This window comes from Idiomarina abyssalis (assembly GCF_900116625.1).
GTDB classification, from domain to species: Bacteria; Pseudomonadota; Gammaproteobacteria; order Enterobacterales; family Alteromonadaceae; genus Idiomarina; species Idiomarina abyssalis.
This window is the reverse complement of record NZ_FPBE01000008.1, coordinates 73897-99523: the sequence shown is the minus strand read 5'-3', so window position 1 is coordinate 99523 and position 25627 is coordinate 73897. Positions and strand designations below refer to the sequence as shown.

The 25627-nt window shown below is 48.5% G+C and carries 26 protein-coding genes and 1 pseudogene; 19 read left to right on the top strand and 8 right to left on the bottom strand.

From position 1 onward, the window contains the following. Window positions 1–2 precede the first annotated feature (2 nt). The gene (argH, locus tag BM359_RS12420; RefSeq protein ID WP_054490560.1) at window positions 3–1865 is read left to right on the top strand and encodes an argininosuccinate lyase; all 1863 of its coding nucleotides are present in this window, start codon (window positions 3–5) and stop codon (window positions 1863–1865) included. Between the two features lie 22 nt (window positions 1866–1887). On the opposite strand, the gene BM359_RS13230 is transcribed toward argH, so the two are convergent. After that, window positions 1888–2220: an MBL fold metallo-hydrolase gene (locus BM359_RS13230; protein ID WP_412458238.1), complete on the bottom strand. Its 333-nt coding sequence runs from the start codon at window positions 2218–2220 to the stop codon at window positions 1888–1890. 51 nt (window positions 2221–2271) lie between these two features. Continuing rightward, the gene (locus BM359_RS13225) at window positions 2272–2730 is read right to left on the bottom strand and encodes an MBL fold metallo-hydrolase (RefSeq protein WP_412458237.1); all 459 of its coding nucleotides are present in this window, start codon (window positions 2728–2730) and stop codon (window positions 2272–2274) included. Between the two features lie 200 nt (window positions 2731–2930). On the opposite strand from BM359_RS13225, the gene BM359_RS12410 reads away from it, so the two are divergent. Beyond that, on the top strand, window positions 2931–4511 hold the full coding sequence (locus BM359_RS12410; protein WP_054490562.1) for a hypothetical protein: 1581 nt from the start codon (window positions 2931–2933) through the stop codon (window positions 4509–4511). A 73-nt stretch (window positions 4512–4584) separates the two neighbouring features. Continuing rightward, window positions 4585–7290: a TonB-dependent receptor domain-containing protein gene (locus BM359_RS12405; RefSeq protein ID WP_054490564.1), complete on the top strand. Its 2706-nt coding sequence runs from the start codon at window positions 4585–4587 to the stop codon at window positions 7288–7290. Window positions 7291–7362: 72 nt separating this feature from the next. On the opposite strand, the gene BM359_RS12400 is transcribed toward BM359_RS12405, so the two are convergent. Beyond that, the gene (locus BM359_RS12400) at window positions 7363–8250 is read right to left on the bottom strand and encodes a mechanosensitive ion channel family protein (RefSeq protein WP_054490566.1); all 888 of its coding nucleotides are present in this window, start codon (window positions 8248–8250) and stop codon (window positions 7363–7365) included. A 99-nt stretch (window positions 8251–8349) separates the two neighbouring features. Here BM359_RS12400 and BM359_RS12395 point away from each other — a divergent pair, with 99 nt between their 5' ends. After that, window positions 8350–9942, top strand: a complete 1593-nt coding sequence (locus BM359_RS12395) for an ABC-F family ATPase (protein ID WP_054490568.1) — start codon at window positions 8350–8352, stop codon at window positions 9940–9942. Here the strand turns inward: BM359_RS12395 and BM359_RS12390 are convergent. Genes BM359_RS12390 through BM359_RS12380 form a run of 3 tightly spaced genes read right to left on the bottom strand, consistent with a single transcriptional unit; the run spans window position 9939 to window position 11934 of the window. After that, window positions 9939–10604, bottom strand: coding sequence for a glutathione S-transferase family protein (locus BM359_RS12390; protein WP_054490570.1), 666 nt, complete (start codon window positions 10602–10604; stop codon window positions 9939–9941). The two genes, BM359_RS12395 and BM359_RS12390, sit on opposite strands and share 4 nt — an antisense overlap. A gap of 12 nt (window positions 10605–10616) precedes the next feature. Beyond that, window positions 10617–11234 carry a glutathione S-transferase family protein gene (locus BM359_RS12385; RefSeq protein ID WP_054490571.1) on the bottom strand — a complete coding sequence of 206 codons (618 nt, stop codon included), beginning with the start codon at window positions 11232–11234 and terminating at the stop codon, window positions 10617–10619. A gap of 49 nt (window positions 11235–11283) precedes the next feature. After that, window positions 11284–11934: a DUF1707 SHOCT-like domain-containing protein gene (locus BM359_RS12380; RefSeq protein WP_054490572.1), complete on the bottom strand. Its 651-nt coding sequence runs from the start codon at window positions 11932–11934 to the stop codon at window positions 11284–11286. Window positions 11935–12164: 230 nt separating this feature from the next. Between BM359_RS12380 and BM359_RS12375 the strand changes: the two genes are divergently transcribed. The 4 genes from BM359_RS12375 to BM359_RS12360 all read left to right on the top strand — a co-directional run bounded on the left by BM359_RS12375 (window position 12165) and on the right by BM359_RS12360 (window position 16209). Continuing rightward, a complete protein-coding gene (locus BM359_RS12375; RefSeq protein WP_054490688.1) occupies window positions 12165–13754 on the top strand; it encodes an amidohydrolase family protein in 1590 nt (529 codons plus the stop codon). Window positions 13755–13934: 180 nt separating this feature from the next. Next, on the top strand, window positions 13935–14339 hold the full coding sequence (locus BM359_RS12370) for a GreA/GreB family elongation factor (RefSeq protein WP_234972504.1): 405 nt from the start codon (window positions 13935–13937) through the stop codon (window positions 14337–14339). 220 nt (window positions 14340–14559) lie between these two features. Then, window positions 14560–14937, top strand: a complete 378-nt coding sequence (locus tag BM359_RS12365; RefSeq protein ID WP_054490575.1) for a GreA/GreB family elongation factor — start codon at window positions 14560–14562, stop codon at window positions 14935–14937. 60 nt (window positions 14938–14997) lie between these two features. Next, window positions 14998–16209 (top strand): M24 family metallopeptidase, encoded by a 1212-nt coding sequence (locus BM359_RS12360; protein WP_054490577.1) that lies wholly within the window; start codon window positions 14998–15000, stop codon window positions 16207–16209. A gap of 469 nt (window positions 16210–16678) precedes the next feature. On the opposite strand, the gene cadR is transcribed toward BM359_RS12360, so the two are convergent. After that, entirely contained in the window at window positions 16679–17086 is a 408-nt protein-coding gene (gene cadR, locus BM359_RS12355; protein WP_004364961.1) for a Cd(II)/Pb(II)-responsive transcriptional regulator, read from the bottom strand. A 95-nt stretch (window positions 17087–17181) separates the two neighbouring features. Between cadR and BM359_RS12350 the strand changes: the two genes are divergently transcribed. The 3 genes and pseudogenes from BM359_RS12350 to BM359_RS12335 all read left to right on the top strand — a co-directional run bounded on the left by BM359_RS12350 (window position 17182) and on the right by BM359_RS12335 (window position 19906). Next, complete coding sequence (locus BM359_RS12350) at window positions 17182–18078, top strand: cation efflux transmembrane domain-containing protein (RefSeq protein WP_004574643.1); 897 nt, start codon at window positions 17182–17184, stop codon at window positions 18076–18078. 3 nt (window positions 18079–18081) lie between these two features. Further along, on the top strand, window positions 18082–18594 hold the full coding sequence (gene lspA, locus BM359_RS12345; RefSeq protein WP_004863699.1) for a signal peptidase II: 513 nt from the start codon (window positions 18082–18084) through the stop codon (window positions 18592–18594). A 21-nt stretch (window positions 18595–18615) separates the two neighbouring features. Then, a pseudogene (locus tag BM359_RS12335) lies at window positions 18616–19906 on the top strand (ISL3-like element ISPpu12 family transposase). Window positions 19907–20028: 122 nt separating this feature from the next. Here the strand turns inward: BM359_RS12335 and BM359_RS12325 are convergent. Continuing rightward, complete coding sequence (locus BM359_RS12325) at window positions 20029–20229, bottom strand: hypothetical protein (RefSeq protein WP_006956255.1); 201 nt, start codon at window positions 20227–20229, stop codon at window positions 20029–20031. A gap of 75 nt (window positions 20230–20304) precedes the next feature. Here BM359_RS12325 and BM359_RS12320 point away from each other — a divergent pair, with 75 nt between their 5' ends. From BM359_RS12320 to BM359_RS12285, 8 genes are all read left to right on the top strand, one after another. Then, complete coding sequence (locus BM359_RS12320) at window positions 20305–20649, top strand: hypothetical protein (RefSeq protein ID WP_054490579.1); 345 nt, start codon at window positions 20305–20307, stop codon at window positions 20647–20649. 66 nt (window positions 20650–20715) lie between these two features. Beyond that, window positions 20716–21207: a DUF411 domain-containing protein gene (locus BM359_RS12315; protein ID WP_006956253.1), complete on the top strand. Its 492-nt coding sequence runs from the start codon at window positions 20716–20718 to the stop codon at window positions 21205–21207. A gap of 2 nt (window positions 21208–21209) precedes the next feature. After that, window positions 21210–21428 (top strand): twin-arginine translocase TatA/TatE family subunit, encoded by a 219-nt coding sequence (tatA, locus tag BM359_RS12310; RefSeq protein WP_053954069.1) that lies wholly within the window; start codon window positions 21210–21212, stop codon window positions 21426–21428. Beyond that, on the top strand, window positions 21418–23181 hold the full coding sequence (locus BM359_RS12305) for a copper resistance system multicopper oxidase (protein ID WP_054490581.1): 1764 nt from the start codon (window positions 21418–21420) through the stop codon (window positions 23179–23181). The genes tatA and BM359_RS12305 overlap by 11 nt, the downstream gene beginning before the upstream one ends. An 11-nt stretch (window positions 23182–23192) precedes the next feature. Next, window positions 23193–23936: a copper resistance protein B gene (locus BM359_RS12300; protein ID WP_053954067.1), complete on the top strand. Its 744-nt coding sequence runs from the start codon at window positions 23193–23195 to the stop codon at window positions 23934–23936. Window positions 23937–23962: 26 nt separating this feature from the next. Further along, window positions 23963–24313, top strand: a complete 351-nt coding sequence (locus BM359_RS12295) for a copper resistance CopC family protein (RefSeq protein ID WP_011234483.1) — start codon at window positions 23963–23965, stop codon at window positions 24311–24313. Next, window positions 24310–25158, top strand: a complete 849-nt coding sequence (locus BM359_RS12290) for a copper resistance D family protein (protein WP_234972503.1) — start codon at window positions 24310–24312, stop codon at window positions 25156–25158. Before BM359_RS12295 ends, BM359_RS12290 begins: the two co-directional genes overlap by 4 nt. Before the next feature lie 17 nt (window positions 25159–25175). Then, on the top strand, window positions 25176–25610 hold the full coding sequence (locus tag BM359_RS12285; protein ID WP_054490583.1) for a YybH family protein: 435 nt from the start codon (window positions 25176–25178) through the stop codon (window positions 25608–25610). The last annotated feature ends 17 nt before the right edge of the window (window positions 25611–25627 follow it).

Genomic DNA, 25627 nt, shown 5'->3' with positions numbered 1-25627 from the left:
TTATGGCGCTATGGGGTGGACGTTTTGCGGCAGGACCCGATGCCGCGTTTCAGCAGTTTAATGATTCGCTGCCTTTTGACTATGTGCTGGCTGAGCAGGACATTACCGGCTCTAAAGCCTGGGCGAATGCGTTGCACAAGGTTGGCGTACTGAGTACGGAAGAGTGCCAGCAGTTACAGCAGGCATTGAGTGAACTGCTCAGCGAAGTACGCGAAGGCCCGACGGCAGTTGCTGTTGGCGGCGACGAGGATATTCATTCTTTTGTGGAAGCTGCTTTGATAGCTAAGGTGGGTGATTTAGCCAAAAAGCTTCATACCGGGCGTAGCCGTAATGATCAGGTAGCGACCGATTTACGCTTGTGGTGCCGCGAGCAGGTTGGTGTACTGCAGCAGTCTCTGAAGCAAACTCAGCAGGCATTACTGGACCTTGCGCAACGTGAAAAAGACACGGTCATACCCGGTTACACACACCTGCAACGGGCGCAACCGGTTTTGCTGGCGCACTGGTGCCTGGCCTATGTGGAAATGCTGCAGCGCGATAGTGAGCGCTTACAAGACGCTACTGAACGGCTCAATAAAAGCCCCTTAGGTTGCGGTGCACTGGCGGGGACGGCGTATGCAGTCGACCGCGAAGCCATTGCCAGCGAGTTGGGGTTTAGCGAAGTAACGCGTAACAGTCTGGATTCAGTATCTGATCGTGATTTTGTGGTGGAGCTGTTAAGCACCGCGTCGCTGTCGATGCTGCATTTGTCGCGCTTAGCGGAAGACTTAATTTTCTACAATTCAGGCGAAGCTGGTTTTATTGAGCTGGCAGACAACGTGACCTCGGGGTCTTCGCTCATGCCGCAGAAGAAAAACCCGGACGCGCTGGAGTTGGTGCGCGGTAAAAGTGGCCGGGTGGTGGGCTCGTTAACCGGCTTAATGATGACCTTAAAAGCGCTGCCATTGGCTTACAACAAAGACATGCAGGAAGATAAAGAAGGTCTGTTCGATGCTTTTACCACCTGGCAGGCGTCATTGGCTATGGTGACCTCGAGCCTGAATGGTCTGACGGTTAACCATGAAGCCTGTTGCAAAGCGGCGCAGGGCGGTTACGCCAATGCGACGGAGTTAGCGGACTATATGGTGTCCAAAGGTATTCCTTTCCGGCAGGCGCATCACAACGTCGGTGAACTGGTTCAACAAGCCATCCAGGCGAAAAAGCCATTAGAGGATATGCCGCTGGAGGCGTTTCAGGCGGTGGCTCCGGTGATTGAGCAGGACGTTTATGGCTGGCTGACTCTGGATGCTCTGCTGGAAAAACGCTGTGCGCTGGGCGGTACCTCGCCGCAACGGGTGAATGAAGCTTTAAAAGCGGCACAGCAGCAACAGCAGATTCAGGTGCGTGATGCTAATCTGGGGGATATTGGTGCCATTTTAGACTTAGTTCAGCATTGGGCCGGAGCCGGCGAGAACCTGCCGCGGGCTAAAGACGACATCGTGCATTCTATTAACGAATTTGCGGTGACGGAAGTTGACGGTAAGGTGATGGGTTGTGCGTCTTTGTATATTTACACCACAGGTTTAGCGGAAATTCGCTCGTTAGGAGTCAACCCAAAAACCGAGGTGCGTGGTCAGGGGCGTATGCTGGTGGCTTACTTATTGAAAAAAGCCCGTTTGTTGCAGCTAAACCGAGTGATAGTACTGACCCGGGTGCCGGACTTTTTTGAGCAGCAGGGCTTTAGCCATTGCTCAAAAGACACTTTACCGGAAAAGGTCATGAAAGACTGTGAGATTTGCCCAAGGCTGGCCAACTGCGACGAGCTGGCCATGGAATACCACCTTGAACAGCCGAACGAACAGTTAATTTTCCGTTCGGTTTGTTAGTCATATTACGGTTACTTAAAGCTTAGTAGAGCGTTGCAATCCAACGCTCTTCGTTAATAAAGGACCAACTCCAGTCTTTCCATTTGTCGCTCAGACCCTTGGTCTTCACTTCATCAAGGGTCATGCCGCTTTGCTTCATGGCATCAACTTCGGCTTTGGTTTTTTTCATCATGTTCAAAAAGCTTTGGTAATCGGCTTTATTTGCCAACGGACCATGGCCGGGAATAATCACGGTTTCATCGGTAATACGGTTCAACAACTGCTCCACATTTGCGATATAGCCATCCACGTCTCCGCCACTTTTCAGATCAATAAACGGGAAACGTTTATTAAAGAACAAATCGCCCGGATGCAATACGTTCGCATTTTTAAACCATACCGCGCTGTCACCGTCAGTATGACCGTTTTAGAGGTGGAAAACGTAAATGGTGTCATTGTTAAAGTGGAAGGTAATGGCAGAGTCAAAAGTAATGGCCGGCAGACCCGTTTCGTTAAAGCTGTCGTCGTTACTTAAGCGCTCACGCACATGGTCATGAGCAAAAATGGTCGAGCTTTGGTTGTTCGCGAACCACATATTGGAGCCGACATGGTCGCCGTGGAAGTGCGTGTTCAGAATATAATGAACTTCTTCACCGCTTAACTCCTGAATTTTTTCCGCAATACGCTCTGCTACCTGAGTGTATTGGTCATCGACCAGAAACACGCCATCGTCACCTGATGACATCAGCATATTGCCGCCGGCTCCGGTCAGCATGTAAATATTGTCGGCTACTTCATTGTGTTCAATGGTTACATCTTCGAAACGGTCAGCCGCAGCGGGTAAAGCAAAGGCTGCCATTAAACCGCTGATTAAAAGTTTACGCATGGGGTCTTTCCTCGTTTGTGTTTTTATTACTGATATAGGTTACTTATTCAACAAGCGCAAAGATCAAAAGAGAAAACTTAGGTTACCGAATGGTGAATATTTTGTGACACTTTTGTGTTGTCACAATCCTGTCATGCAGGCGTCTTAGTCTGCTCCCGACTTAAATCATAACTGGACAACATCCAAGTCGGGAGAACCCAATGAAATTTAATACTTTATTCAAAATCTCTGCAGTTACAGCAGCCTTATTTTTAGCTGGTTGCGGCGGCGATATTAATGTTACCCCAACGGTGAATAACAATGGCGGATCTGATGCTGGCGGCGATACGGGCGGTGGCGACAGCGGCTCATCAAACCCTTGTGCAAGCTATGCAGACATTCAGGGTGAGTACGACGGTCAGGACTGTTCTTATGATACAGACTTTGCCAGTGCAACCATTGAAATAGCTGAGGACATTACTTTTGAAGAGTTGCCTGACGGCGGTGTTCATGTGTTTGATGGTGCTCTGCAAATTGGTGAAGACTGCGACACCACAACCGATTGTGAAATTAATCAAAATGGCCCGGTCATGACGGTTGAACCTGGCGCGGTGCTGGCATTCACTTCTGGCGAAGCCATTATTCAGATTGCTCGTGGCGCTCAGTTGAACGCTATCGGTACTTTCGACAAGCCGGTTAAGTTCACCTCGGCTAACGAGTTTGACCGTTTAAACGTATCAGGCGACGCTCCACGCTACGCAGACTGGGGTGGGATCATCGTTAACGGTAACGGTATTACCAATGAGTGTACTGATGCAGAGCGCGACGGTGGTACCTGTAACCGTGAATCGGAAGGTATTGTCAGCTTCTACGGTGGTAACGACAACACTGACGACAGCGGCTCAATGAAGTACGCACAAATTTGGTACGCAGGCTCGGGCCCTCGTGACGGCGGTGACGGTGATGACTTGAACTCACTAACGCTAAACGCAGTAGGTTCAGGCTCTTCTTATGAGTTTATTCACATTCACCAGGGCTTTGATGATGGCATTGAGTTCTTCGGTGGCGCTGCTGACTTAAGAAACATTGTCGTAACGGATACCCAGGATGACTCGCTGGATATGGACGCTGGTTGGCAGGGACGTGCGCAATTTGTGTTTATTAAACATGGCACAGTGACGGTAGACGGTCAGACCAACTACATGGGTAACGGTGGTTTTGAGGCAGACGGCGAGAAAAACAACGGTCCGGACTACTCGCAGGCACCAACATCTGCACCGACTATTGCTAACGTGACTATTATCACTACCGACGGCACATCCGTACGTGATAACGACCCGTCAATCGCTACGAAATTTGACGACAACTTCCAGGGTCAGATGTATAACGTACTGAAAATTAAAGAGAACGGTACGGCAGACGACGGCTGTGTCTTCTTCACTTCAGACGGTGAAGCGGGCGTTGATAATGGCGAACTCGATTTCTACAGCTCGGTTATGGCGTGTACCAATAACTTTGTGAACACCGGTGACAATACCTTTGGTGACGGCGAAACCTACAGCCAATGGTATGACAACGGTGGTGAAAATGAAGTGTTAGACGGTTCAGCAATGGTTCTGAATGACGATGGTATTTCGACCGATATGTCTTCTTCAATCACTATTGCTGCGAATGACTTAACCGCATTGAATGATGACTTCTTTACTCCGGTTGATTTTATCGGCGCACTTTCTGACGACGATACAAGCTCTGAATGGTACCAGTGGGTTGAAACTGCTGTAGCTGCTTCTGAGCAGGACTAATTAGAGTTGGAATGCGAATAAATAGGCGCACCACAGTTGCGCCTATTTTCCGATTTTATTGCAGGAGTTGATTATGAAGAATCAATACAAACTCAAACCTGTTGCTTTAGCGGTTGGTTTGGGCCTGTTTGCCACGGCTCCGATAGCTTTGGCACAGCAAGCTGACGAAACCGAAGTTGAACGCGAGTCGACCATTGAAGAAGTGGTTACTACCGGTAGTCGTTTGCAGGGAAGTGCGGCTGCGGTGGTTGAAGAGCGCAAGAACCAGGCCTTTGTGGCGGATATTCTGGGTGCAGAGCAGCTGTCCCGCTCGGGTGACAGTGACGCTGCTTCAGCGCTGCGCCGGGTGACCGGTTTGACCCTGGTGGACGGCAAGTTCATTTACGTGCGTGGTTTAGGTGAGCGCTATTCAAGTGCCCGCATTAACGGTGCCAGTATTCCCAGCCCGGACTTAACTCGTAACGTGGTACCGCTGGATATTATTCCTTCGACCATTATTGAAAGCATGGCGGTACAAAAGGTGTTTTCACCTTCCATGCCAGCGGCTTTTGGCGGTGGTAACATTGATATCCGCACGCGCTCGCTACCGGATGACTTTATTTTTAACGTTGAGGCCGGAGTCGGTCTTAACAGCAATGCGGATGACGGCTACACCTATAACCGCAACGATGACGGCATTCCTGATGGGATCCGCGATGCGATTGGTCGTTATCAGGGTGACTTTAGCTTACGCAACATTATTAATACCGATGGACTGAGCGGTAGCGGGAACAGTGCCGGTGATCAGGCGCGGGCGATTAATGCGTCACTGGCGAAACAATTACCTCGTGACATGGTGCTAAAGGAAGAGTCTCTGGATCCTAACTTTGATTTAAAAGCGACCTTAGGTAACAGTTTTGATGAGTCCTGGTTGGGCGGCACTATCGGAGTGTTGGCTGCTGCGTCTTATGACAATGACTGGGATGTCTCAGAGCGTCGTAATGCGGTTATCAGTAACAATGCCGAAGCGGGATGTTCAACGTCTTTAGAAACTGCGGAAGATGTTTCTAACTCGTGTTACAACACCTTGTCTGAAACTACGGTGACACAGGAAACAGAACGTCTTAACGGCTTTTTTACCGCAGGCTATGAATTAGACACACACAGCGTCAGCTACACTAAAATTTACCTGGAAGACTCAGAGGACGAGTCAGAATTTGGTATTAAGCAAAGCCCCAACGGCAGTAACCTGAAAACCATTGCCGGAACCGGTATTGCTAACCGCGAACATGAGTTCAAATACGAAGAGCGGGTACTAAACGTTGACCAATTCCGCGGCCAGCACACCTTTATGGACTACTGGGGGGTTGGCTTTGACTGGCAGTACACTGAGTCAAAAGCGGAAACGGAAATTCCGACCGAAGTGTCTTACCGTTTTGATGACATTTACAACACTGACGGTAGCTTCTCTGAGACTCGGGTAACGGGTGATGACAACCGCGCTATTTTCCAGTTCGTAGATATGGAAGACAACGTGAAGTCATACGGTGGTAATTTCTCGCTGCCATTAATGTTTTCCGGATTAGAGCTGGAATTGAAAGCGGGCTACGACTTTGTTGATAAAGCACGTTACTACAACACCAGTCGTTTTAGTCTGGATAACGCTTCTGGATCACGTTTGTCAGTGCTGGATGATTTAGACAACGTACTGGGAGTTACTGGGTATCTGACCGATGAGGTCATCGACGAAAATGACTTCCGTATTACCTTCCGTGAACCGGGTGCGCCAAATGCGGATGATTACCTGGCTGCTCAGAAAATCGATGCGTATTACGGTGAGTTCGATGCCATATTCGACAATACCTGGCGTGTCAGTGGTGGTATTCGTTACGAAGACTTTAAGCAAGTGTCATTGGCGACCTCGAGCTTAATTTTCGACGAGCAGGACCTGAATAACTACTTCAACCCTCAGCGCGTTATCGATAGCTCGATTTCAGAAGACGATGTTTACACCGCTTTGTCACTGACCTATATGGCTAATGAAAATTATCAGCTTCGCTTTGGTTACGGTGAAACGGTTGTTCGTCCGGACTTGCGCGAGACGGTTCCGGTAGCTTACTACGACCCGACTACGGATATTCGCACCTTTGGTACGGCCGGTTTGCAAAGCAGTGACTTACGTAACTACGATGCACGCTTTGAGTATTACGCGGATAATGGCGATAACTACACCGTTGCAGCCTTCTATAAGGACATAGAAAACCCAATTGAGTCGGTGCTGCGCGTGGGTGATGAAGATTACACACTGATCTATGTGAACGGTGAATCAGCCGAAGTGTACGGTGTTGAGTTTGAATGGCTGCACGACTTAGGCTACTTGGCGAACGGCTTCTTCACCTCAGGTAACTTAACCTGGAGTGACTCAGAAGCGTCGATTGACCCTGCCTTGGCGGGTAACTTAACTAACCCGACGAAGCGTATGACCGGACACTCAGAATACGTAGCGAACTTCCAGTTAAACTACGACTCTGCCAACGGCGAGCACTCAACCTCGTTGGTTTACAACGTGTTTGGTGAACGCATTCTTGCAGCTGGTGTTGGTGGACGTGAAGACGCTTACGAACAGCCTTTCCACTCGCTGGATTTGGTGTACAACTACTATCCGAGCTTTAGTTCAAAAATCGGCTTCAAGGTAAAGAACATTCTTGGAGAAGATCAGGAAGTGACGCAATCGGATATTTTAGTTCGTAGCAAAGAAGTCGGAACCGTTGTTAGCTTAAGTTACAGCTACGAGTTCTAGGTAGCCTGATGTTTACATCAGGTGAGGTGGATGTTGCGGGCGCTGAGGTCGCGCCCTCTATCACCAGCATCATTACGTCATCTTTATTTCTAAAGGTTTTAACGTATCTAAATGCACATCGCGCTGCGGGAAGGCGATGGTGATGTCATTCTCGGCGAATATCTTATCGATTTTAAAGCGTATGTCGGACTGTACTCGACGAATGTCCATCGGGGCTTCAACTTCTGTCCAGAACAGTAAATTGAAGGTTAAGCTGTTGTCACCAAAGTCATCGAAAAAGACTTCAAAAGGCAGGCGTTGAACAATTTTTTCGTGTTGGCTGGCAGCTTCCAGCATGAGTTCGCGAACTTTGTCGATAGGCGAGCCATAGGCAACCCCAACGGTGACTGTGCTGCGTATTTCCGTCGAAACTAGTGTCCAGTTCACTACCCGCTGCTCAAGGAAATAACTGTTTGGAACCAGCACATGCACGCCGTCGAAGCGTTTGATGCGAACACAGCGGTTGCCAATTTCTTCAATTTTGCCCCGTTCATTTTCCAGCTCAACAATGTCGCCAATGCGAATAGGGCGCTCTGCAACCAATATCATTCCGGAAATTAGATTGTTTAACAGGTTCTGCGCACCAAAACCGACACCAATGGCTAACGCACCACCTAACACAGCAAATATGGTAATGGGGATGCCTGCAACGGGCAGGGCTATTAAGACAATGAGCACGTAAGCCAGGAAAGAGAACAGCTTTCGAAAGGCATAAATGGTGTTCTGAGAGGCATGACCCGATTTAAGAGCTCGTTTTACCAGACTGGAACCAACCCAGCGTATAACAATAACGCCAACAATAATCAGCGTAATGGCAATAATTACCTGACTGAGGTATATCTGTGCGTCGCCGGTCTTCCAAAGCTCGGTGTTCCAAATTTTACTTAAATTCGTGGAGACATCATTCCAGGACATTTGCATAGTCTATTTACCCATTAGTGAATCTTTCTTTGTAATTTACGCGAAAAACACGTACATTGCGCGCTCAATTTTTACCCTATAGTCCTGGATGTTGAATACGTGATTTCTGCTGCAAATATCACCATGCAATTTGGTGCGAAGCCTCTTTTTGAAAATATTTCTGTTAAATTCGGCAATGGCAACCGTTATGGCCTTATTGGTGCTAATGGCTGTGGTAAGTCGACCTTTATGCGCATTTTAAGTGGTGAGCAGGAGCCTTCCTCCGGCAACGTCTCGCTGGAGCCGAATACCCGCATTGGTAAGTTGCGCCAGGACCAGTTTGCGTACGAAGAGTACAGCGTGGTTGACGCCGTTATTATGGGGCACGAAGAGCTGTGGGCGGTAAAAGAAGAGCGTGACCGTATTTATAGCAGTGGCGAAATGAGTGAAGAAGACGGTATGCGTGTAGCCGATTTGGAAACCGAATTCGCTGAAATGGACGGTTACACAGCTGAATCTCGTGCAGGCGAATTGCTGTTGGGCTTAGGTATACCGGTAGAGCAGCACTTTGGCTTAATGTCGGCACTGGCACCGGGTGTGAAAATTCGGGTGTTATTGGCGCAGGTGCTGTTCTCTGAGCCGGATATTATGCTGCTGGACGAGCCGACCAACAACCTGGACATTAACACCATTCGCTGGCTGGAAGAGGTGCTGGCGGAAAAGCAAAGCACCATGATCATTATTTCGCACGACCGTCACTTTCTGAACACGGTTTGTACACACATGGCCGATATCGATTACGGCGAGTTGCGCGTGTACCCGGGTAACTATGACGAATACATGTTTGCCGCTACTCAGGCGCGCGAACAGCTGATGAGCGATAACGCCAAGAAGAAAGAGAAAATTGCGGAGCTGCAGAGCTTTGTCAGTCGTTTCTCGGCGAATGCGTCAAAAGCCAAGCAGGCGACCTCGCGTCAGCGACAAATGGAAAAGATTCAGTTGGATGAGGTTAAAGCATCCAGCCGGGTGAATCCGTATATTCGTTTCACGCAAGAGAAGAAGCTTTACCGGCTGGCGCTTGAAACTGAAAACGTACGTAAGAGCTTTGATGACGAAGCCGTTTTAAAAGGCTTGAGCACATCGATAGAAGTGGGTGAGAAAGTCGCTATTATCGGTGCCAACGGTATTGGTAAAACGACGTTGCTGAAATGTTTGATGGGCGAGTACACGCCGGATTCAGGCAGCATCAAGTGGTCTGAAAATGCAGCGATAGGCTACTACGCGCAGGATCACGCCCACTGGTTTAAGCAGGAAATGACCGTTTACGAATGGATGTATCAGTGGAAGAAGCCAGGCGATGACGAACAGGCTATTCGTGGTGTGCTGGGTCGTATGCTGTTTTCTTCAGACGATATTCAGAAGCCGGTATCGATTTTATCCGGTGGTGAAAAAGGGCGGATGATCTTCGGGAAACTGATTTTGCAGCGCCCGAACATTCTGGTGATGGACGAACCGACGAACCATTTGGATATGGAATCGATAGAGTCGTTAAACATGGCACTGGAGCAGTTTGAAGGGACCTTGTTGTTTGTCAGCCATGACCGCGAGTTCGTGTCGACTTTGGCTACGCGTATTATCGAAATTACCGACAAAGGCTTACGTGACTTTGCCGGCAGTTACGATGAGTACCTGGCGCAGTTGGCTGCCGCTTAACGCTGCACCATTTTTTGGGCGCTCTTGACCAGTTCGTCAGGATCGCCCATCCGCTCCGGCTTCGTGACACCGCGTTGGCAGGCCGGACGCTCACTGATGGTGTTCATCCATCGCTTCAGGTTTTCCAGGCCGTCAAGACTGACACCGGACCAGTCGTGGGTACGCACCCAGCACCAGTTGGCAATATCCGCTAACGAGAAGTTTTCACCGGCTAAGTATTCAGACTCTCCTAAACGCTTATTCAGCACCTCGAACAGCCGACGGCTTTCGTTTTGATAACGTTCAATGGCTGACGGCAGCTTCTCCGGAAAGTACCGATAGAAGACATTAGCTTGTCCCATCATGGGGCCAATGCCACCCATTTGAAACATCAGCCACTGAATCATACGTGAGCGTTCTTTTGGGTCTTTGGGGTTCAGTTTGTCGTAGGTTTCCGCCAAATACAGCATAATGGCACCGGACTCAAATACCGCGAAGTCGTCGTTGTCTTTATCGACAATTACCGGAATGCGCCCGTTAGGGTTCATTTTCAGAAAGTCCGGACGCTTTTGCTCGTCGTCCTGCAACTGAACGTGATGGAGATTATAGTCCAGCCCCATTTCTTCTAATGTGACCGTGGCTTTGTAACCGTTGGGTGTCGCTGCTGTGTAGAGTTCAATCATATGTCCCCCTCCTTAAACCTTTGATGAGTCACGCTCTTTCATACGCTCATACCAGGCTTTTAGATTAGGCCAGCGCTGATCGACACGCAGCTGGATCACCTTGGCGAAATCCACCGTGCAAAAGGCGTTAATGTCAGCAATGGTAAAACGTTCCAGCGCAATGAACTGATGCTCGGCTAAGTGTTTTTCCAGAAAGTCGAAGAAGGTCAGGGTTGCTGCGTGGTTTGCCTCGCCCCACTCTTTAATGGGTGTCATTTTGTGTTTGAAGTAGTCGGTGGTGTGCTGAAAACACATGCCAATTGGGGTAAATAAATAGAAGTCTATCCAGCGTGTCCATTGTTCGAGAATGGCCTGCTCTTCAGCGGTATTGCCTAGTAAGGCTTCAGATTCCGGGAAGGCGGCTTCAAAGTAGCGGCAAATGGCCATGGTTTCGCCAATGCAGGTGCCGTTGTCGAGTTCCAGTACCGGCACTTTTTTCATTGGGTTTTTTCGTTCAAATTCCTGCGTTAAGTTCTCGCCTTTGGCCAGATCGAGCTCAACGCAGTCGACCTTGTTCAGGAGCCCTTTTTCAGCGAGAAACATCCGCACCCGCCGAGGATTGGGCGCTTTTGCCATTTCATAGAGTTTCATGGAGCTAACTCTCCGTTAAATTGAGTGTTAGCTCCAATTTACTCCGACACTAACGAGATTGAAAGGTGCCTTTTAAGCTATTTGCAAAGGCAACAAACTTCTCTTTTATGGTGCGCTTCACTTTTACCTCAACAGAACCCAGTACCTGGAAGCCCTCAATGCGTATATGTGGTGCCTGCTTTAAGTTGCCCATAGACGGGGCTTTATTCTCTGTGGACCCAAGAATGCTAAAGACGTTGGTGCTAATGGTGATTTCTTCAGGCACAAAAATTTCAAGACTTGAAAGGCCGCCTATAATTTTTATAGTAACGTCCGGGTGTTGAAAAACGGCATCGGTAAAGTCCAGCTCTACTGAGCCTAACAGGGAGTAGATGGTGATTTCGCGCGGAACCGTCCATACGCCACACCGCTCATTAGAAGACAGTATGGAGACGACGTTTTCTGTCGGTTGAACACGCCCCTCGCCGTAATGTGGCGAGAACTGCTGCTCTTTCATGCTGTCGTATGAGGTATCGGGCCTAAGCTCCAGGTCTTCTACCAGTTCCGCCAGCTGGCTATGTGCCGTCGCGTCCATGGCTTGATCAAGTCGGCGTTCAAAGGCTTCTGCCGACAGTTCACCGTGGCTGTAATTCATGACCAGTTGGTCGATGGTTTCTTCCCGGACTTTTTCTATTGGGCGATCTTCAAACTTTACACTCATGATGGTTCCTTGTTGTTCTTATCTTCTTATTATGGACAACAAAGCAATTCTTAGGCCAGAAATAATTTCTTTAATAATCATGCGCTTATAATTTCATTGAAAGTTCAGGTTTGTGCTTGTGACCAAATATTGGGAAGAACGACCAATTTAAACGAGAGCAGTTGACCTTATGCGAGTTATTAACTTAACTAAAATTCAGGAAAATCAGGCTACTTGAGATGGATACGACCATGAATAAACTCCCTTTTGTTGTTGATGCCCATACCCACCTTTTCAACGCTCGTTATATGCCTTTGCAGGGAATTCTTGAGAGTTGGGGTATTTGGAAATTACCGGCAAAGTTAATTAGCAAACTGGCGTATTCACTGACCGCCAGCTCTACATTACAAGAGCGGCTGGCGTCATTTTCAGTCACCACTCAAAAAGGTGCCACAGAAAAAATCTGCAACGAATTTGCCCATCTGGTTTGTGTTGAAATAGAGCATTACTTACCGGGAGAATTAAGTGAAGAGGGCAGTAGCAATCCGGAGTTAGCGAAAGCCTACCAGGAGAAATTCATTAATAGTGAGTTGTACTCGGTTCTGAGAGAAATACATCAGTATTACGGTGACAGCGAATCGGCCCGGGAGTTGGAGTTAGATTACATAGAAACAAAATTAACCTTCAAAGCAGAAACTCACCCTCAGGATAAAATATCGGGCTGGTTTTCCGGCATTCATAAAATGATAGAGCGCATGCTGCGCAAGTCACTGGAGTTTTTGGAAAACGCTGCGGACAAAATAGATTTTGTTTTAAATATGCTGCGTAGTGAAGTCGGGATACTCAAGCGGTTAAAAGGCTATTACGGCAACTTTGCGGAAAATTATGTGCTTTTTCATTACATGATGGATATGGCCTATCCGTTTGATGATAACCCCAAGTATGAGTTTTATGATCAGCAGTTAGAGCGCATGACTGCGTTGGAGAATTATTCAGAGGGAATCGTGCTGGGGTTCTCTGCCTTTGATCCTTTGCGATTTGTTTCTCAGTCTGCCACTGATCGCGTGCTTCGAGATGCCATAGAGCGATCGTTAGAGCACGGCAAAGCGGGATTCAAGTTTTATCCTCCCATGGGTTACAAGCCAGCGGGTAATGAACCTCCGGTTGAACGGGTTGTTGATTACTTTCTGGATTTTTGTGTGGAGTATTCCATTCCGGTTTTCACTCACTGCACGCCGGAAGGCTTTCAGGCTTATAAAGGGTCAGGGCTAAATTCAGACCCGGATTACTGGGAGCAGGCGCTGACAAAAAGTGAGCAAAGGCAAACAATGAGACTCTGCTTTGGCCATGCCGGTGGCGGAAAGCGAAAAGTGAACGGGCGCTGGGTTAAAGGTTGGCTGGCAGAGACAGAAGAGGAGTGGAGTGATCCGAACAATTACGCCCGTAAAGTTGTTGAGCTGTGTCGGCGTTACCCGCATGTTTATTGCGATTTGTCCTACTTACATGAAATTGTCGGCAGTAAGAAAGCACAGGCAAGCCTGGCCCGGCGGCTTGAAATTGAGCTAACGCGTGAAGCGACCGCAGACAAACCTTTTAAGCTGGCTGACAAAATAATGTACGGTAGCGACTGGCATATGGTGTCTATGGTTGACGACATTGAAGCCTATTTTGGGCAAATAAAGGACATTTTTGAAAAGCAGAAAATGCAGCCTTTTGCCGATAGGTTCTATTTTAAAAATGCACTGAGGTATGTTGATTTAGAGGCTTATATTAAACGTGCGGAAAATGTGTTTAGTTCGAATTACGTTGCTCGGCTAGAGAATATCGCCGGCTTGCTTTAAATTTCTAACGGGCTATGATGGATTCAGTTGTTAAGAGGACATCATGTTTAAGTCTAACTATTCAATACAGAGTACCGCTCTCACCTTTCCAAATTAAGCCGGACGCGCCTTAAGCGTCCGGCCAGTCTGTCTGTTATTCCCTTTAAATAATTTATGTTCAGTTCGGTTGGAGATAAAGCCGTGCTTAAGCGTGCATTCAGGTTCTGTAAAACCTCGGTTTGTCCGTCAAACCCAATTTTTCAGGAAGCGGGGCAGCAAATGCTGATAGACCCCGTAGAGCTCAGTATTTTGTTGAATAGACTTGAGTTCAGTGAATCAAAAGAAGCCTTAATTGAAAAACGCATTCGAGTTGGAGCTTCGGTTGTCTTGCGTAATGTAAAAACAATGGAACAGGTAAGGGTTAGGTTGGTTCCGCCAGAGTTAGCGGATACTGATAACTACCTGGTGTCTTTTATTTCCCCCTTAGGCTCGACGTTGCTTGGTCTTCGCGTAGGCGATATAGCAACAGTCATTGTTAAAGGTATATCAATAAAGTGGGAGGTTCTGACGGTAAATCAGAATCGACTCGCATCTGTTGATGCTTAGCCAGAATTCAAAGGAGGGTAGTGCCTTGGAGTAACTTAGTTGTGCAATGTGTCGATTAACTTAAACATTTGAACAGATAAGGTGAATCCAATGAGTAAAGAAAAGCAGAAGAAAAAACCGCAGTTAACGTTGAAAGAAAAACGAAAAGAAAAGAAGAAAAAGAAACTTGAAGAGTAAACTTAAAGGGCTCTCCGGAGCCCTTTTTTTATGAGAGAGAATTATGAATACTAGACCTAACATTGTTATTTCGTGTGTCGATATGGCCTTAATTGAACATCATTTAGATGAGACCAGTTTACCCCGGGAGTTTTTGGATGAGTTAGAGGTTGAGCTGGCCCGTGCTAAAATTGTTGAGCCGAATGTCATGCCTGCCGACGTTGCTTGTCTGAATCGGCAAGTGACCTTTAAGGTTTTAGAAACGGGGAAAGTTTTTACAAAAACTCTGACTGCACCCGATCAGGTGGATAAATATGAAGACAGTTTATCGGTTTTTGCTCCTTTGGGAGCAGCGCTTATTGGTCTTTCCGTAGGGCAGTCTATTCAATGGAAAACCAACCGCGGTCTACAGTCAGTTGAGATTATTCATGTAGCCAAGTAGGTAATCGATGAATCGATACAGAATTTGTCCTGGTGGCACAATTAATGAGAGGAGTGTTTTATGACGCATGGTGTGGGAGTTGCGCGGGCTGAAGAGGCTCTCAGCGCTTTGGAGAATATGACCGCAGGTGTTCAGCCTATTGCGTTGGAAGAATACCAACAGCGCGTTGCCAGAGCGCAGGCACTGATGCAGGAGCAAGGCATTAGCGCTATGTACTTAAACGCAGGAACCAACTTAGAATATTTTACTGGTTTAAAGTGGTACCCCAGTGAGCGCCTGGTTGGCGCTGTTCTCCCGGTTGAAGGGGATGTCACCCTGATAGCGCCGGCGTTTGAAGTCGGTTCATTAACTCAGGCAATGATACTGCCCATGGATACGGTTTTGTGGGACGAGCACGAATCACCCTACGAACGGTTGTTGGCGTTCTTAACGGAGCATTTTTCTGATGGTTATAAGCTGGCATTAGATGAATCCACACCCTACAGCGTGGTGGCACAGCTGGAGGAACGTAAACCCGCCGAAACAATGTGCGACGCAAAAGTCATTACCGCTGCCTGCAGAATGCATAAATCTCCCGCAGAATTAGCGTTAATTCAGGCCGCAATGGATATGACCATGGCTGTGCACAGAGCCACCGGTGCTATGCTTCACGAAGGCATCACAGCGTCGGAAGTCAGAGCTTTTATTGATAAAGCACATCGTAAGGTGGGAGCGTCCGGTTCGTTTTTCTGTATTGTTTTATTTGGCAAGGGCACCAGCTACCCGCACGGAGTTAATTACGAACAGCGCTTAGAAAAAGACGACTGGGTGCTGATAGATACCGGCTGCAAGTTGCATGGGTATCATTCTGATATTACCCGTACATACGCTTTTGGCACTGCAACTGAAGAGCAGCAGAAATTTTGGCAGTACGAACGAGATTTGCAACAAGCCGCTTTTGATGCCGCTGTATTGGGTAAGACTTGTGAGTCAGTGGATGACGCCGTGCGTGTTAAATTAAAAGAACAGGGCCTGGAGCCCGACTATCAATTACCGGGTGTGCCGCACAGAACAGGCCACGGTATTGGTATGGATTTGCATGAATGGCCCTATCTAGTTGGAGGCGATAAAACTGAATTAGCGCCGGCAATGTGCTTTAGTAATGAACCCATGGTGATTAACCCGGAGAAGTTCGGCGTGCGCCTGGAAGACCATTTTTATATGAGCGAAGAGGGGGCTTTTTGGTTTACCGAGCCGTCGCGCTCAGTGGATGACCCTTTTAACCTTTTGTAACTGACGCATATGTAGCCTGACCTTTCACGTCAGGCTCTATGCTTAAATATCGTACCTGATGTAAACATCAGGCTACTGGTACAAAATTGGCACAATGGCTAAAATGAAAAAAGCCCCGCACTTGCGTGCAGGGCTTTAAAATAGTGGTGCCGGAGGCGGAATCGATAAGATCTAATAACTTATTGTTTTATAGTGGATAAAAAATATTAAGATTCAAGCGTGTTACTTACCTTGTTACTAAAACTTCAGCTTTAGTTTTTTGATTGAAAGCTTTTTCACAAATGAATCTTTTAACTTTTTGGCTATGCCCAATACTCGCTTAACACGTTGAACATAGCTATAGTGGTCTGCAACTTGTGAACGTGTAGTGGCAAATAAATTCGGGTAAGCGGATTAAATGGTTGATCTTACCTTTGCATGAGAGTGAGACAGACCGGCATCTCATCGGATTATCTGGTTGATGCTTCACCTACTGCTGGTGCATGTTTCCTTCGCTAATTCCAGCAAGAACCCCACACGCCTCAACTTCCCGGTCATCGTTGCAACTCGCTCTCAGTGAAACGAGTTGTTTCTCAAGCGCTTGCAGAGCGGTTATCTGCGACCGCACATGAGAGATGTGATCATCGAGCAAGGCGTTGACGGCGGTACAAGGCTGATGAGGGTCGTCCTGATAGCTCTGTAGTTCGTGAATCTCAGCCAGTGACAGGCCCAGGATTCTGCAGCGACGGATGAAGGCCAGCCCCTCACCATGCTTCTCGGTATAGACACGGTAACCGTTGTCCTGCCGATCAGGCGGCGGCAACAAGCCCTGCTGTTCATAGAAGCGGATCGTCTGTGTTTCGACCCCTACCAACTGCGCCAACTGACCAATGCGCATCAGCCTCCTCCCCAACGGATTCTTTACTCTATTGACCTTATAGTAGCTTTATAGTTTAAAATGGTACCACAACATTGTTCAAGTGGAGTCGTATCATGAGCAAATCCTGTGGTGGCGCCTGTGGCGGTGATGCAACGTCCGCAGCGGATACCGATATACAGGCCTCCTCCGAGGCGCCAGGGAGATGGGTCAGTGTTTATGCCGTGCCGAAGATGGACTGTCCATCAGAAGAACGAATGATTCGCCTAGCCCTGAACGGCTTTGAGGAGATTCGGGCGCTGTCCTTCGACTTGTCGAACCGCCGGCTGAAGGTCGTGCATGACGGCGAGGTCGAGCCCGTCACCTCGAAACTGAAGACCTTGGGGCTAGGCGCCTCGCTTCAGGAAACCGTCGCTGCAAATCCGGAGACCATCAAGGCCGCCGAGTTTTCGGCAGCTTCTGCTAAGCAAGAATCCGGGACCCTGCGCTGGTTGCTCGGCATCAATGCACTTCTGTTCGTGGTGGAAATGACTGCCGGTCTGATCGCCCAGTCCACCGGCCTGATTGGAGAATCCCTGGACAATTTTGCCGATGCGGCGGTGTACGGGCTTGCCCTTTATGCGGTTGGACATAGCGTGAAAATGCAGGTACGTGCCGCGCATCTTGCTGGTGTACTGCAACTGATCTTGGCTGTGGGCGTGCTCGTAGAGGTGGTGAGACGCTTTGTATTCGGTAGTGAGCCTGAATCGCTGGTGATGATGGCTATCGCATTCGTCGCATTGATTGCCAATACCAGTTGTCTGCTGCTCATATCCAAACATCGGGAAGGCGGGGCGCACATGAAGGCAAGCTGGATATTCTCGGCCAACGACGTGGTGATCAACCTGGGGGTCATCACCGCCGGCGCCCTGGTCGCGTGGACCGGTTCCAATTATCCGGATCTGATTATCGGCACCATCGCGGGGGGCATTGTACTTAACGGTGCCAGACGCATTTTGGCGTTGAAGGGTTAAATAATGCTCATTATTGGCAAAAAGCTCTCGCCGTATGCCCTATTGTCCATATCGGGCCTGCTGGCAGCGTCTGATCAGGCTGTAAAGTGGCTGGTGCAGCAATCAATGGCCTATGGCGAGTATGTTTCGGTGACCCCGTTCTTTAACTGGGTGCACCTATGGAACACCGGTGCCGCATTCAGTCTTTTTGCGAATGGTGGAGGCTGGCAGCGCTACTTTTTTATCGGAATCGCGGTAGTGGTCTCGATTTTTTTGATCAAGCTGATCCTTGAAAATCGTCATAAAGGAGAAGCCATCGCTTACAGTCTTATCCTCGGTGGCGCCATGGGCAACCTGATTGACCGGGTCTTTCGCGGCTATGTTGTGGATTCCTTTGATTTCTATTGGCGAGACTGGCATTGGCCGGCCTTCAACCTGGCTGATATTGCAATTGTCCTCGGTGCCTTACTTTTCGTTTCCAGCAGCTTGTTGGGTAAAAAAGCAAACACCAATGCCGAGCCGGATGGATCTGACTGACACCTACGCCTATACAACACCATGACCGAACTTCCCGACAACATCCTTCACCTGCCGCAATACCAAGTACTGGGCTGCAAATCAACCGACGACGAAATGCACTTCCAGGTGGACGTGCCCGATCCCATCGCCTGCGAGGAATGCGGCGTGCAGGGTGAGTTCGTACGGTTCGGCAAGCGTGACGTTCCCTATCGTGATCTGCCCATCCACGGCAAGCGGGTCACTCTCTGGGTGGTCCGCCGCCGATACACCTGCCGGGCCTGCAAGACAACATTCAGGCCCCAGCTACCGGAGATCGGTGGACGGATTCCGTATGACACTGCGGCTGCATGAGTACGTGGAGAAGGAATCCTTCAACCACCCCTACACCTTTGTGGCGGCACAGACCGGCCTGGACGAGAAGACGGTGCGCGACATCTTCAACGCCCGCGCCGAGTTCCTGGGGCGCTGGCACCGCTTCGAGACGCCCCGCATCCTGGGCATTGACGAGCTATACCTGAACAAGCGCTACCGCTGCATTCTGACCAACATTGAGGAGCGAACCCTGCTCGACCTGCTGGCCACCCGCCGCCAGGACGTGGTGACCAACTACCTGATGAAGCTGAAAGACCGGCAGAAGGTCGAGATCGTCAGCATGGACATGTGGAACCCCTACCGGGCAGCGGTCAAGGCTGTGCTGCCCCAGGCCCGTATCGTGGTCGATAAGTTCCATGTGGTGCGCATGGCCAACGATGCCCTAGAGAGAGTGCGCAAGGGCCTCAGAAAGGAGCTGAAACCGTCCCAGAGCCGGACTCTCAAGGGAGACCGGAAAATCCTGCTGAAACGCGCTCACGAAGTCTCAGACCGGGAGCGCCTCATCATGGAGACCTGGACAGGCGCGTTCCCGCAACTGCTGGCCGCCTACGAGCACAAGGAGCGCTTCTACGGCATCTGGGACGCCACCACACGGCTCCAGGCAGAAGCCGCCCTGGACGAGTGGATAGCCACCATCCCGAAGGGCCAAAAGGAAGTCTGGAGCGATCTGGTCAGGGCAGTGGGAAACTGGCGCGAAGAGACCATGACCTACTTCGAGACGGACATGCCCGTCACCAACGCTTACACGGAGTCCATCAACCGACTGGCCAAGGACAAGAACCGTGAAGGGCGCGGTTACTCCTTCGAGGTGATGCGGGCACGAATGCTCTACACCACGAAGCACAAGAAGAAGGCACCGACTGCGAAGGTCTCTCCTTTCTACAAGAAAACCATCGGTTACGGACTGCCGGACTTCGCAGAGGAACTCAACTACGGAGTCGATCTATCAACCATCTGAGGGTGGTATCAGATTGATGGGGTGAAGGTGCCCCATCAACCATTAAATCCGTATACCCATAAATTCGTGCTTCTGATCAGAGATGAAAAGCTATACTTGTTGCTTTGGTTAAAGTGAATTAGCTATTTATCAACATTTTTCCATGGGCCGAACGCTATAAAGTAAAGAAGAATGATATTTGCGATAGGGATAACAATCAGAAGACCCAATGGACCAGGGTAGCCAACTCGTTGGCAGATACGCCATGCGGGAACAATAAAAATAGCTCCCACAATCAGCATCCATAGAAAGCCCATACCTGCGAACATTTCGTGATTCATCATTATCTGCTCCTTATTTGACATGCGTTAAAATGACGTTAGACTGAAGTTTATTAAATTGCAAAAAGCAGGGTGCTCGTGCTAATTCGAATTCTGTTATTAATGACAGTGCTATTGGTGTCGATGTCGTTTTCGCAAACGGCAGATGCTCACGCATGTCATGGTAAAGGACAAATGCAGCACAGCATGATGCAAAAAGCAGACGTAAGCGACTGCGAACATGAGAAGCAAAAGCACAACTCGTGCTGTGCTGACATGACAATTCGGCATTGCTCCGGCGGCTCGGTTTTATTTGTCGGACAGTCTTCTTCGGTTAATGCTGCTGCAGTTAACCTCTCTGCCAAAGTCGATGCGCCCATCGACACCTCAATTCGTGCTAAACACGCGTCTAATTTATTCCGTCCCCCAATAATTACCGCTTAATAAGTTACTAGAAATTTAACACACGCTCGGCGTGTTTCCTTAAAACTTACTAATCGGTGAATAATTATGTCTATCAAACGCAATATCGCTGTTTTGGCGATGCTGTTTTCCGTGTCTGTATCTGCAACCGATGTAGAAGAGCAGCAACTAACCGTTCTAAAAGATCCCAACTGCGGTTGCTGTGAAAAGTGGTTACAAGCTTTACCCGATAGCTTTAGTGTGTCCGTACAACATCCGAACAACCTGACCCAACGAAAACGTGACTCCGGTATTAGTGCCGAGGTCCAATCCTGTCATACCGCTATTTCTAGTAATGGCTATGTCTTTGAGGGGCACGTTCCTCCTACATTGGTTTCTCATTATTTAGCTGGGAAAAAGTCAGAAAATGGCATTGGATTAACTGTTCCTGGCATGCCGGTAGGGTCTGTTGGTATGGAAATGGGTACTCGGTTTCAACCGTATACGGTCTATGAAATCAAAAAGGACGGTTCAATTACACCTTATCAGCAGATAGCAAGTTTAGAGCAGCAGCAAGCACTCTCAAATGGAGGGCTTTAGCTATGGGATTTGGCGGCATGAGTATGGTTCAGTTAGGAGTTTTACTGGTTATTGTCATTCTTCTTTTTGGTAGTAAAAAGCTACGAACCCTGGGCTCCGATCTTGGTAGTGCGATTAAAGGGTTTAAATCATCGGTTTCTGATGAGCCGTCTGATAAGGAACAGGACGTTCAACGTTATCAAAATTTAACCTCAAAAGAGGAGCGTCATAATGAGCAATGAGTTTAACAAAGGGCGTCGAAAGTTTATTAAATCTGCATTCACTGTGGCGTCTGCTTTAGCAATCGCCAAAGTAGCCCCAACTTGGGCTGCTCCTCAGGGACGCAGTTTTAAAGATCAGATCCTGACAAACGATGAGATTGATCTGACCATTGCAAAGTCCCCACTGCTCGTGGGAAATAAAGTAGGAGCACCAATAACCATCAATGGCCAAATGCCGGGCCCTTTGATTCGTTTAAAAGAAGGGCAGCGAGCAAAGCTAAATGTGACTAACCGGTTGTCGGAAGACACGTCAATTCACTGGCACGGAATTATATTGCCGGAGAATATGGATGGCGTGCCTGGCGTATCTTTCGAAGGGATAAAGCCAGGACGAACGTTCAAATACCGCTACGATGTCGAGCAAAACGGAACTTATTGGTATCACAGCCATTCCGGTTTGCAGGAGCAATTGGGACACCTGGGGCCGTTAGTGATTGAACCGAAAGACGGAGACATTGGTGCTGATCGAGAACATACCATTATTCTCAGCGACTGGACATTCGAAGATCCGGATACCGTGTTTCGTAACTTGAAAGTTGCGGAGGGGTACTATAACTATCAAAAACGTACGATATTTGAGACCTTCGAGGACGTGCGACAGCAAGGGTTAGAGAAAACCTGGAAGCAACGAGAAATGTGGGGGCAAATGCGAATGAGCCCCCGTGATATTGCGGATGTGACGGGCAGTACTTATACCTACCTGATGAATGGCCGCGATTCACAGATGAACTGGTCAGCATTGTTTAAGCCTGGTGAAAAAGTACGCCTGCGTATCATTAATGGTTCGGCAATGAGTTTCTTCGACGTAAGAATCCCTGGATTGGAGATGACGGTAGTGGCCGCTGACGGGCAGCCTGTGAAGCCAGTGCCAGTTGACGAGTTCCGCATTGGTGTGGCGGAAACCTACGATGTAATTGTCCAGCCTAAGCAAAACAAGCCTTACACTATTTATGCTGAGAGCTTTGATCGAAGTGGTTATGTCAGAGGTACATTAACGCCGGAACTTGGTCTTGAGGCTGAAGTGCCTGAACTACGGCAAGTTCCTGAGCGAGGCATGGCCGCTATGGGCATGGGAGCGATGGCGATGTCCGGTGATATGAAAGGCAATAGCATGAATATGAAGCATATGGGCGGCAATAACAGCCATATGACGCATAAAATGACACACAAAAAAGAGCTCCCGGTCGAAAACATTAAAATCAAACACCGTGAGTCCGGACATGGCGCCGGGGCGGCTATGATTGCTACAAACCCGGTAAGCCGTTTGCATGAACCCGGGATTGGATTGGAAGACGTTGATCATAAAGTCTTAGTGTATACCGACTTGGTCGGCGCGCATGAATGGCCGGATACGCGGGAGCCCGAACGACAGATAGAGCTGCACTTAACGGGTAATATGGAGCGTTACATGTGGTCTTTCGACGGGAGTAAGTTTACCGAAGTGGATGGCCCGGTTCAGTTTCATCATGGAGAACGACTGAGGTTGGTGATGGTAAACGATACGATGATGGACCACCCCATACACCTACACGGTATGTGGATGGAACTTGAAAACGGACAGTATCCACGCCCACGCAAACATACGATTAGCCTGAAGCCGAGCGAAAAAGTGTCGTTATTGATAACGGCAGACGCGCCGGGTAGTTGGGCGTTCCACTGTCACCTGTTGTATCACATGAAAGCGGGTATGTTCCGTGTGGTCAATGTCGCATAAGGAGGACAATTATGTACGGTAAATCATTATTAGTGGGTGCGGCGTTGTTGCCAGGTTTAGCAGTCGCCGGACATGCGAAAGAGGACTGGCCTGAACCCGTCAAAGAATATTACACCGGGCAAGTACTGTTCGATCGGTTGGAGTTAACGCGAACCAACGAGGAAGAGAACCTAGCCGTCTGGGACATGATGGCTTGGTATGGCGGTGACTATCACCGAGCTGTTTTCAAGAGTGAAGGGGAGAATGTTCAAGACGACGGTGAGCCCACTGACTTGGAAAGTGCCGAACTGCTGTATGGATACTTGGTGTCTCCGTTTTGGTCGTTTCAGGCCGGTATTGGTACGCGAGGTACCTTATCGTCGGACGCGTCTATGGAAAATTATGCTGTCGTGAGTTTTATGGGGTTGGCGCCCTATTGGTTCGAAATGGATAACTCGCTGATGGTGAATGAAGAAGGCGACGTCCAATTTGTTAGCGAAACTGAGTACGAGTGGCAGCTCACACAAACATCGTACTTACAGCCTCGCATTGAGTTTACAGCCAACCTGACAGATTCAGACAAATATGAACGGCAAAGTGGCTTGAGCAACTTGCGTGTGGGGTTGCGTTATCGTCACGAAATCAGTCGTGAGTTTGCACCCTACATTGGTGTTTATTGGAACGGCGCGTTAGGCAACACGGCAGATGAAATGAAACGAATGGGTGAGGACACCACAGAAACAGGCGTGGTCCTTGGGGCCAGAGTTTGGTTTTAATTGATAATAAACAAAGAGGAAACAACATGAAAAACATACTTAAGTTAGCCTTCGGTACCACGTTATTTTTTAGTGCATGGGCCAGCGCTCACGTCGGCCTAACATCCAGTAGCCCGGAGGACGGTGCGACTTTGTCCGAGTCACCAACGGAAATTACGATGAATTTTTCCGGTGATGTTCGTCTGGCTAAAATTATGCTGCACTCAGATGACGGTAAAATGCATCCGCTGGACTTTTCGATGAGCATGACTCCCAAAGCAGCGTACGAAATTGCTGTTAAAAACAATTTGGCGTCAGGTGGTTATACGGTTTATTGGACGGCAATGGGTGGGGACAGTCATAAAATATCGGGTGATTTTAGCTTTGAGGTGAAATGATGACCCTTTGGAGTGTGGCCAGCGTTTTAACGTTGGCCTTTATATTCTGGCTTAACGCGGTGATGACCGCCTCGCCTTATATCGTTTATTTGTCCGGTTTAAAAAAGCAGTCTGAACGAAAGAATAGCCTTGTTGCGTTGCTTCTATTACTGGCAAGCCTTCTGTATTTTTTTCTGAAAGTCGGTAGTTTTGCTGCTGAAGGCTTTGCCGGCATGATTGACACGACCTACATGCAGTTTATATGGACCGGCCCTGTTGGGTTGTTCATCCAACTTCAGATAGCGGTTGCTATTGCTTGGATTGTTTACTCCGTTGTTAAGCTAAAACGTATAAAGTGGGTGCTATATGTTGTCGCCATTGGACTCATGGGATGGAGCTTTTTAAGTATTGGTCACGGCAGTGACGCCGTCTGGTGGGGAAAGCTAGCGCTTTTAACACACTTGTTAGTCGCTTGGGTTTGGTTCGGCAGTCTTAACTCATTGCGAAAGCTGGCAACGTCGGTACCGCTTGCTAAAGCGAAAGCCATTATGGAGCGTTTTGGTGTGCATATGTCTGCAGCGGTTCCAATACTCCTTATTGCGGGCTTGGTTATGTATCGTAGTGCAACAGGGCGATGGATGCCAGAGCTGCCGCTTACGTCGTATGACACGGTACTACTAGCGAAACTTGTGTTTGTGGCGCTGATTCTCCTTGTTGCCGCATTGCATAAATTAAAGTTCGTACCGCAATTAAATGATAACGCGGCCGCCAAGCGACTCAAAAACTCCATAACGGCGGAAATGGTATTGGCTGTCACTATTTTTACCCTGGCCTCTGCGCTAAGCAGCGCGTTTTCCCCCGGTTAATGTAAGGAATAAGAAGAATGAAATTACTTGTGAGTGTTTTTATGGTTTCGGTAATGTTTATTTCAGCGCCCAGTAGCGCCGAAAAACTATCTGAGCCGACCGCTGTGCTTGATGCATTTCGAACTGCTTTAACTGAAGGTGACACGGAGGTCGTTAAAGACGTGCTTTCCGATGATGTGCTTATCTTTGAAGGTGGTGGTGTTGAACGGTCCCTGGCTGAATACAGAGCTCATCATCTTAAGTCAGATATCAAATTTAGCCAGGCGGTTCCTTCCAAGCTGATTGAAAGAACACGATATGAAGTGGCTAGCCTTGCTGTGATCACTTCTCGATATAGTATTTCCGGGGCGTACAACGGGCGTGAGATTGATTTAACGATGAATGAAACTGTAACCGTATCAAATACGACTGAGTCTGGCTGGAAAATTATCCGGATTCACTGGTCCAACTAACGTCAACCACAGGAGCT

Coding starts and splice junctions, on each gene's coding strand:
- BM359_RS12400 (WP_054490566.1), bottom strand. CDS start 8,250: ATGCAAATGTCCTGGAATGATGTCTCCACGAATTTAAGTAAAATTTGG.
- BM359_RS12295 (WP_011234483.1), top strand. CDS start 23,963: ATGAAAAACATACTTAAGTTAGCCTTCGGTACCACGTTATTTTTTAGT.
- tatA (WP_053954069.1), top strand. CDS start 21,210: ATGGGATTTGGCGGCATGAGTATGGTTCAGTTAGGAGTTTTACTGGTT.
- BM359_RS12290 (WP_234972503.1), top strand. CDS start 24,310: ATGATGACCCTTTGGAGTGTGGCCAGCGTTTTAACGTTGGCCTTTATA.
- argH (WP_054490560.1), top strand. CDS start 3: ATGGCGCTATGGGGTGGACGTTTTGCGGCAGGACCCGATGCCGCGTTT.
- BM359_RS12365 (WP_054490575.1), top strand. CDS start 14,560: ATGAATACTAGACCTAACATTGTTATTTCGTGTGTCGATATGGCCTTA.
- BM359_RS12350 (WP_004574643.1), top strand. CDS start 17,182: ATGAGCAAATCCTGTGGTGGCGCCTGTGGCGGTGATGCAACGTCCGCA.
- BM359_RS13225 (WP_412458237.1), bottom strand. CDS start 2,730: ATGCGTAAACTTTTAATCAGCGGTTTAATGGCAGCCTTTGCTTTACCC.
- BM359_RS12385 (WP_054490571.1), bottom strand. CDS start 11,234: ATGAAACTCTATGAAATGGCAAAAGCGCCCAATCCTCGGCGGGTGCGG.
- BM359_RS12360 (WP_054490577.1), top strand. CDS start 14,998: ATGACGCATGGTGTGGGAGTTGCGCGGGCTGAAGAGGCTCTCAGCGCT.
- BM359_RS12285 (WP_054490583.1), top strand. CDS start 25,176: ATGAAATTACTTGTGAGTGTTTTTATGGTTTCGGTAATGTTTATTTCA.
- BM359_RS12410 (WP_054490562.1), top strand. CDS start 2,931: ATGAAATTTAATACTTTATTCAAAATCTCTGCAGTTACAGCAGCCTTA.
- cadR (WP_004364961.1), bottom strand. CDS start 17,086: ATGCGCATTGGTCAGTTGGCGCAGTTGGTAGGGGTCGAAACACAGACG.
- BM359_RS12300 (WP_053954067.1), top strand. CDS start 23,193: ATGTACGGTAAATCATTATTAGTGGGTGCGGCGTTGTTGCCAGGTTTA.
- BM359_RS12380 (WP_054490572.1), bottom strand. CDS start 11,934: ATGAGTGTAAAGTTTGAAGATCGCCCAATAGAAAAAGTCCGGGAAGAA.
- BM359_RS12305 (WP_054490581.1), top strand. CDS start 21,418: ATGAGCAATGAGTTTAACAAAGGGCGTCGAAAGTTTATTAAATCTGCA.
- BM359_RS12325 (WP_006956255.1), bottom strand. CDS start 20,229: ATGATGAATCACGAAATGTTCGCAGGTATGGGCTTTCTATGGATGCTG.
- BM359_RS12375 (WP_054490688.1), top strand. CDS start 12,165: ATGAATAAACTCCCTTTTGTTGTTGATGCCCATACCCACCTTTTCAAC.
- lspA (WP_004863699.1), top strand. CDS start 18,082: ATGCTCATTATTGGCAAAAAGCTCTCGCCGTATGCCCTATTGTCCATA.
- BM359_RS12315 (WP_006956253.1), top strand. CDS start 20,716: ATGTCTATCAAACGCAATATCGCTGTTTTGGCGATGCTGTTTTCCGTG.
- BM359_RS12405 (WP_054490564.1), top strand. CDS start 4,585: ATGAAGAATCAATACAAACTCAAACCTGTTGCTTTAGCGGTTGGTTTG.
- BM359_RS12390 (WP_054490570.1), bottom strand. CDS start 10,604: ATGATTGAACTCTACACAGCAGCGACACCCAACGGTTACAAAGCCACG.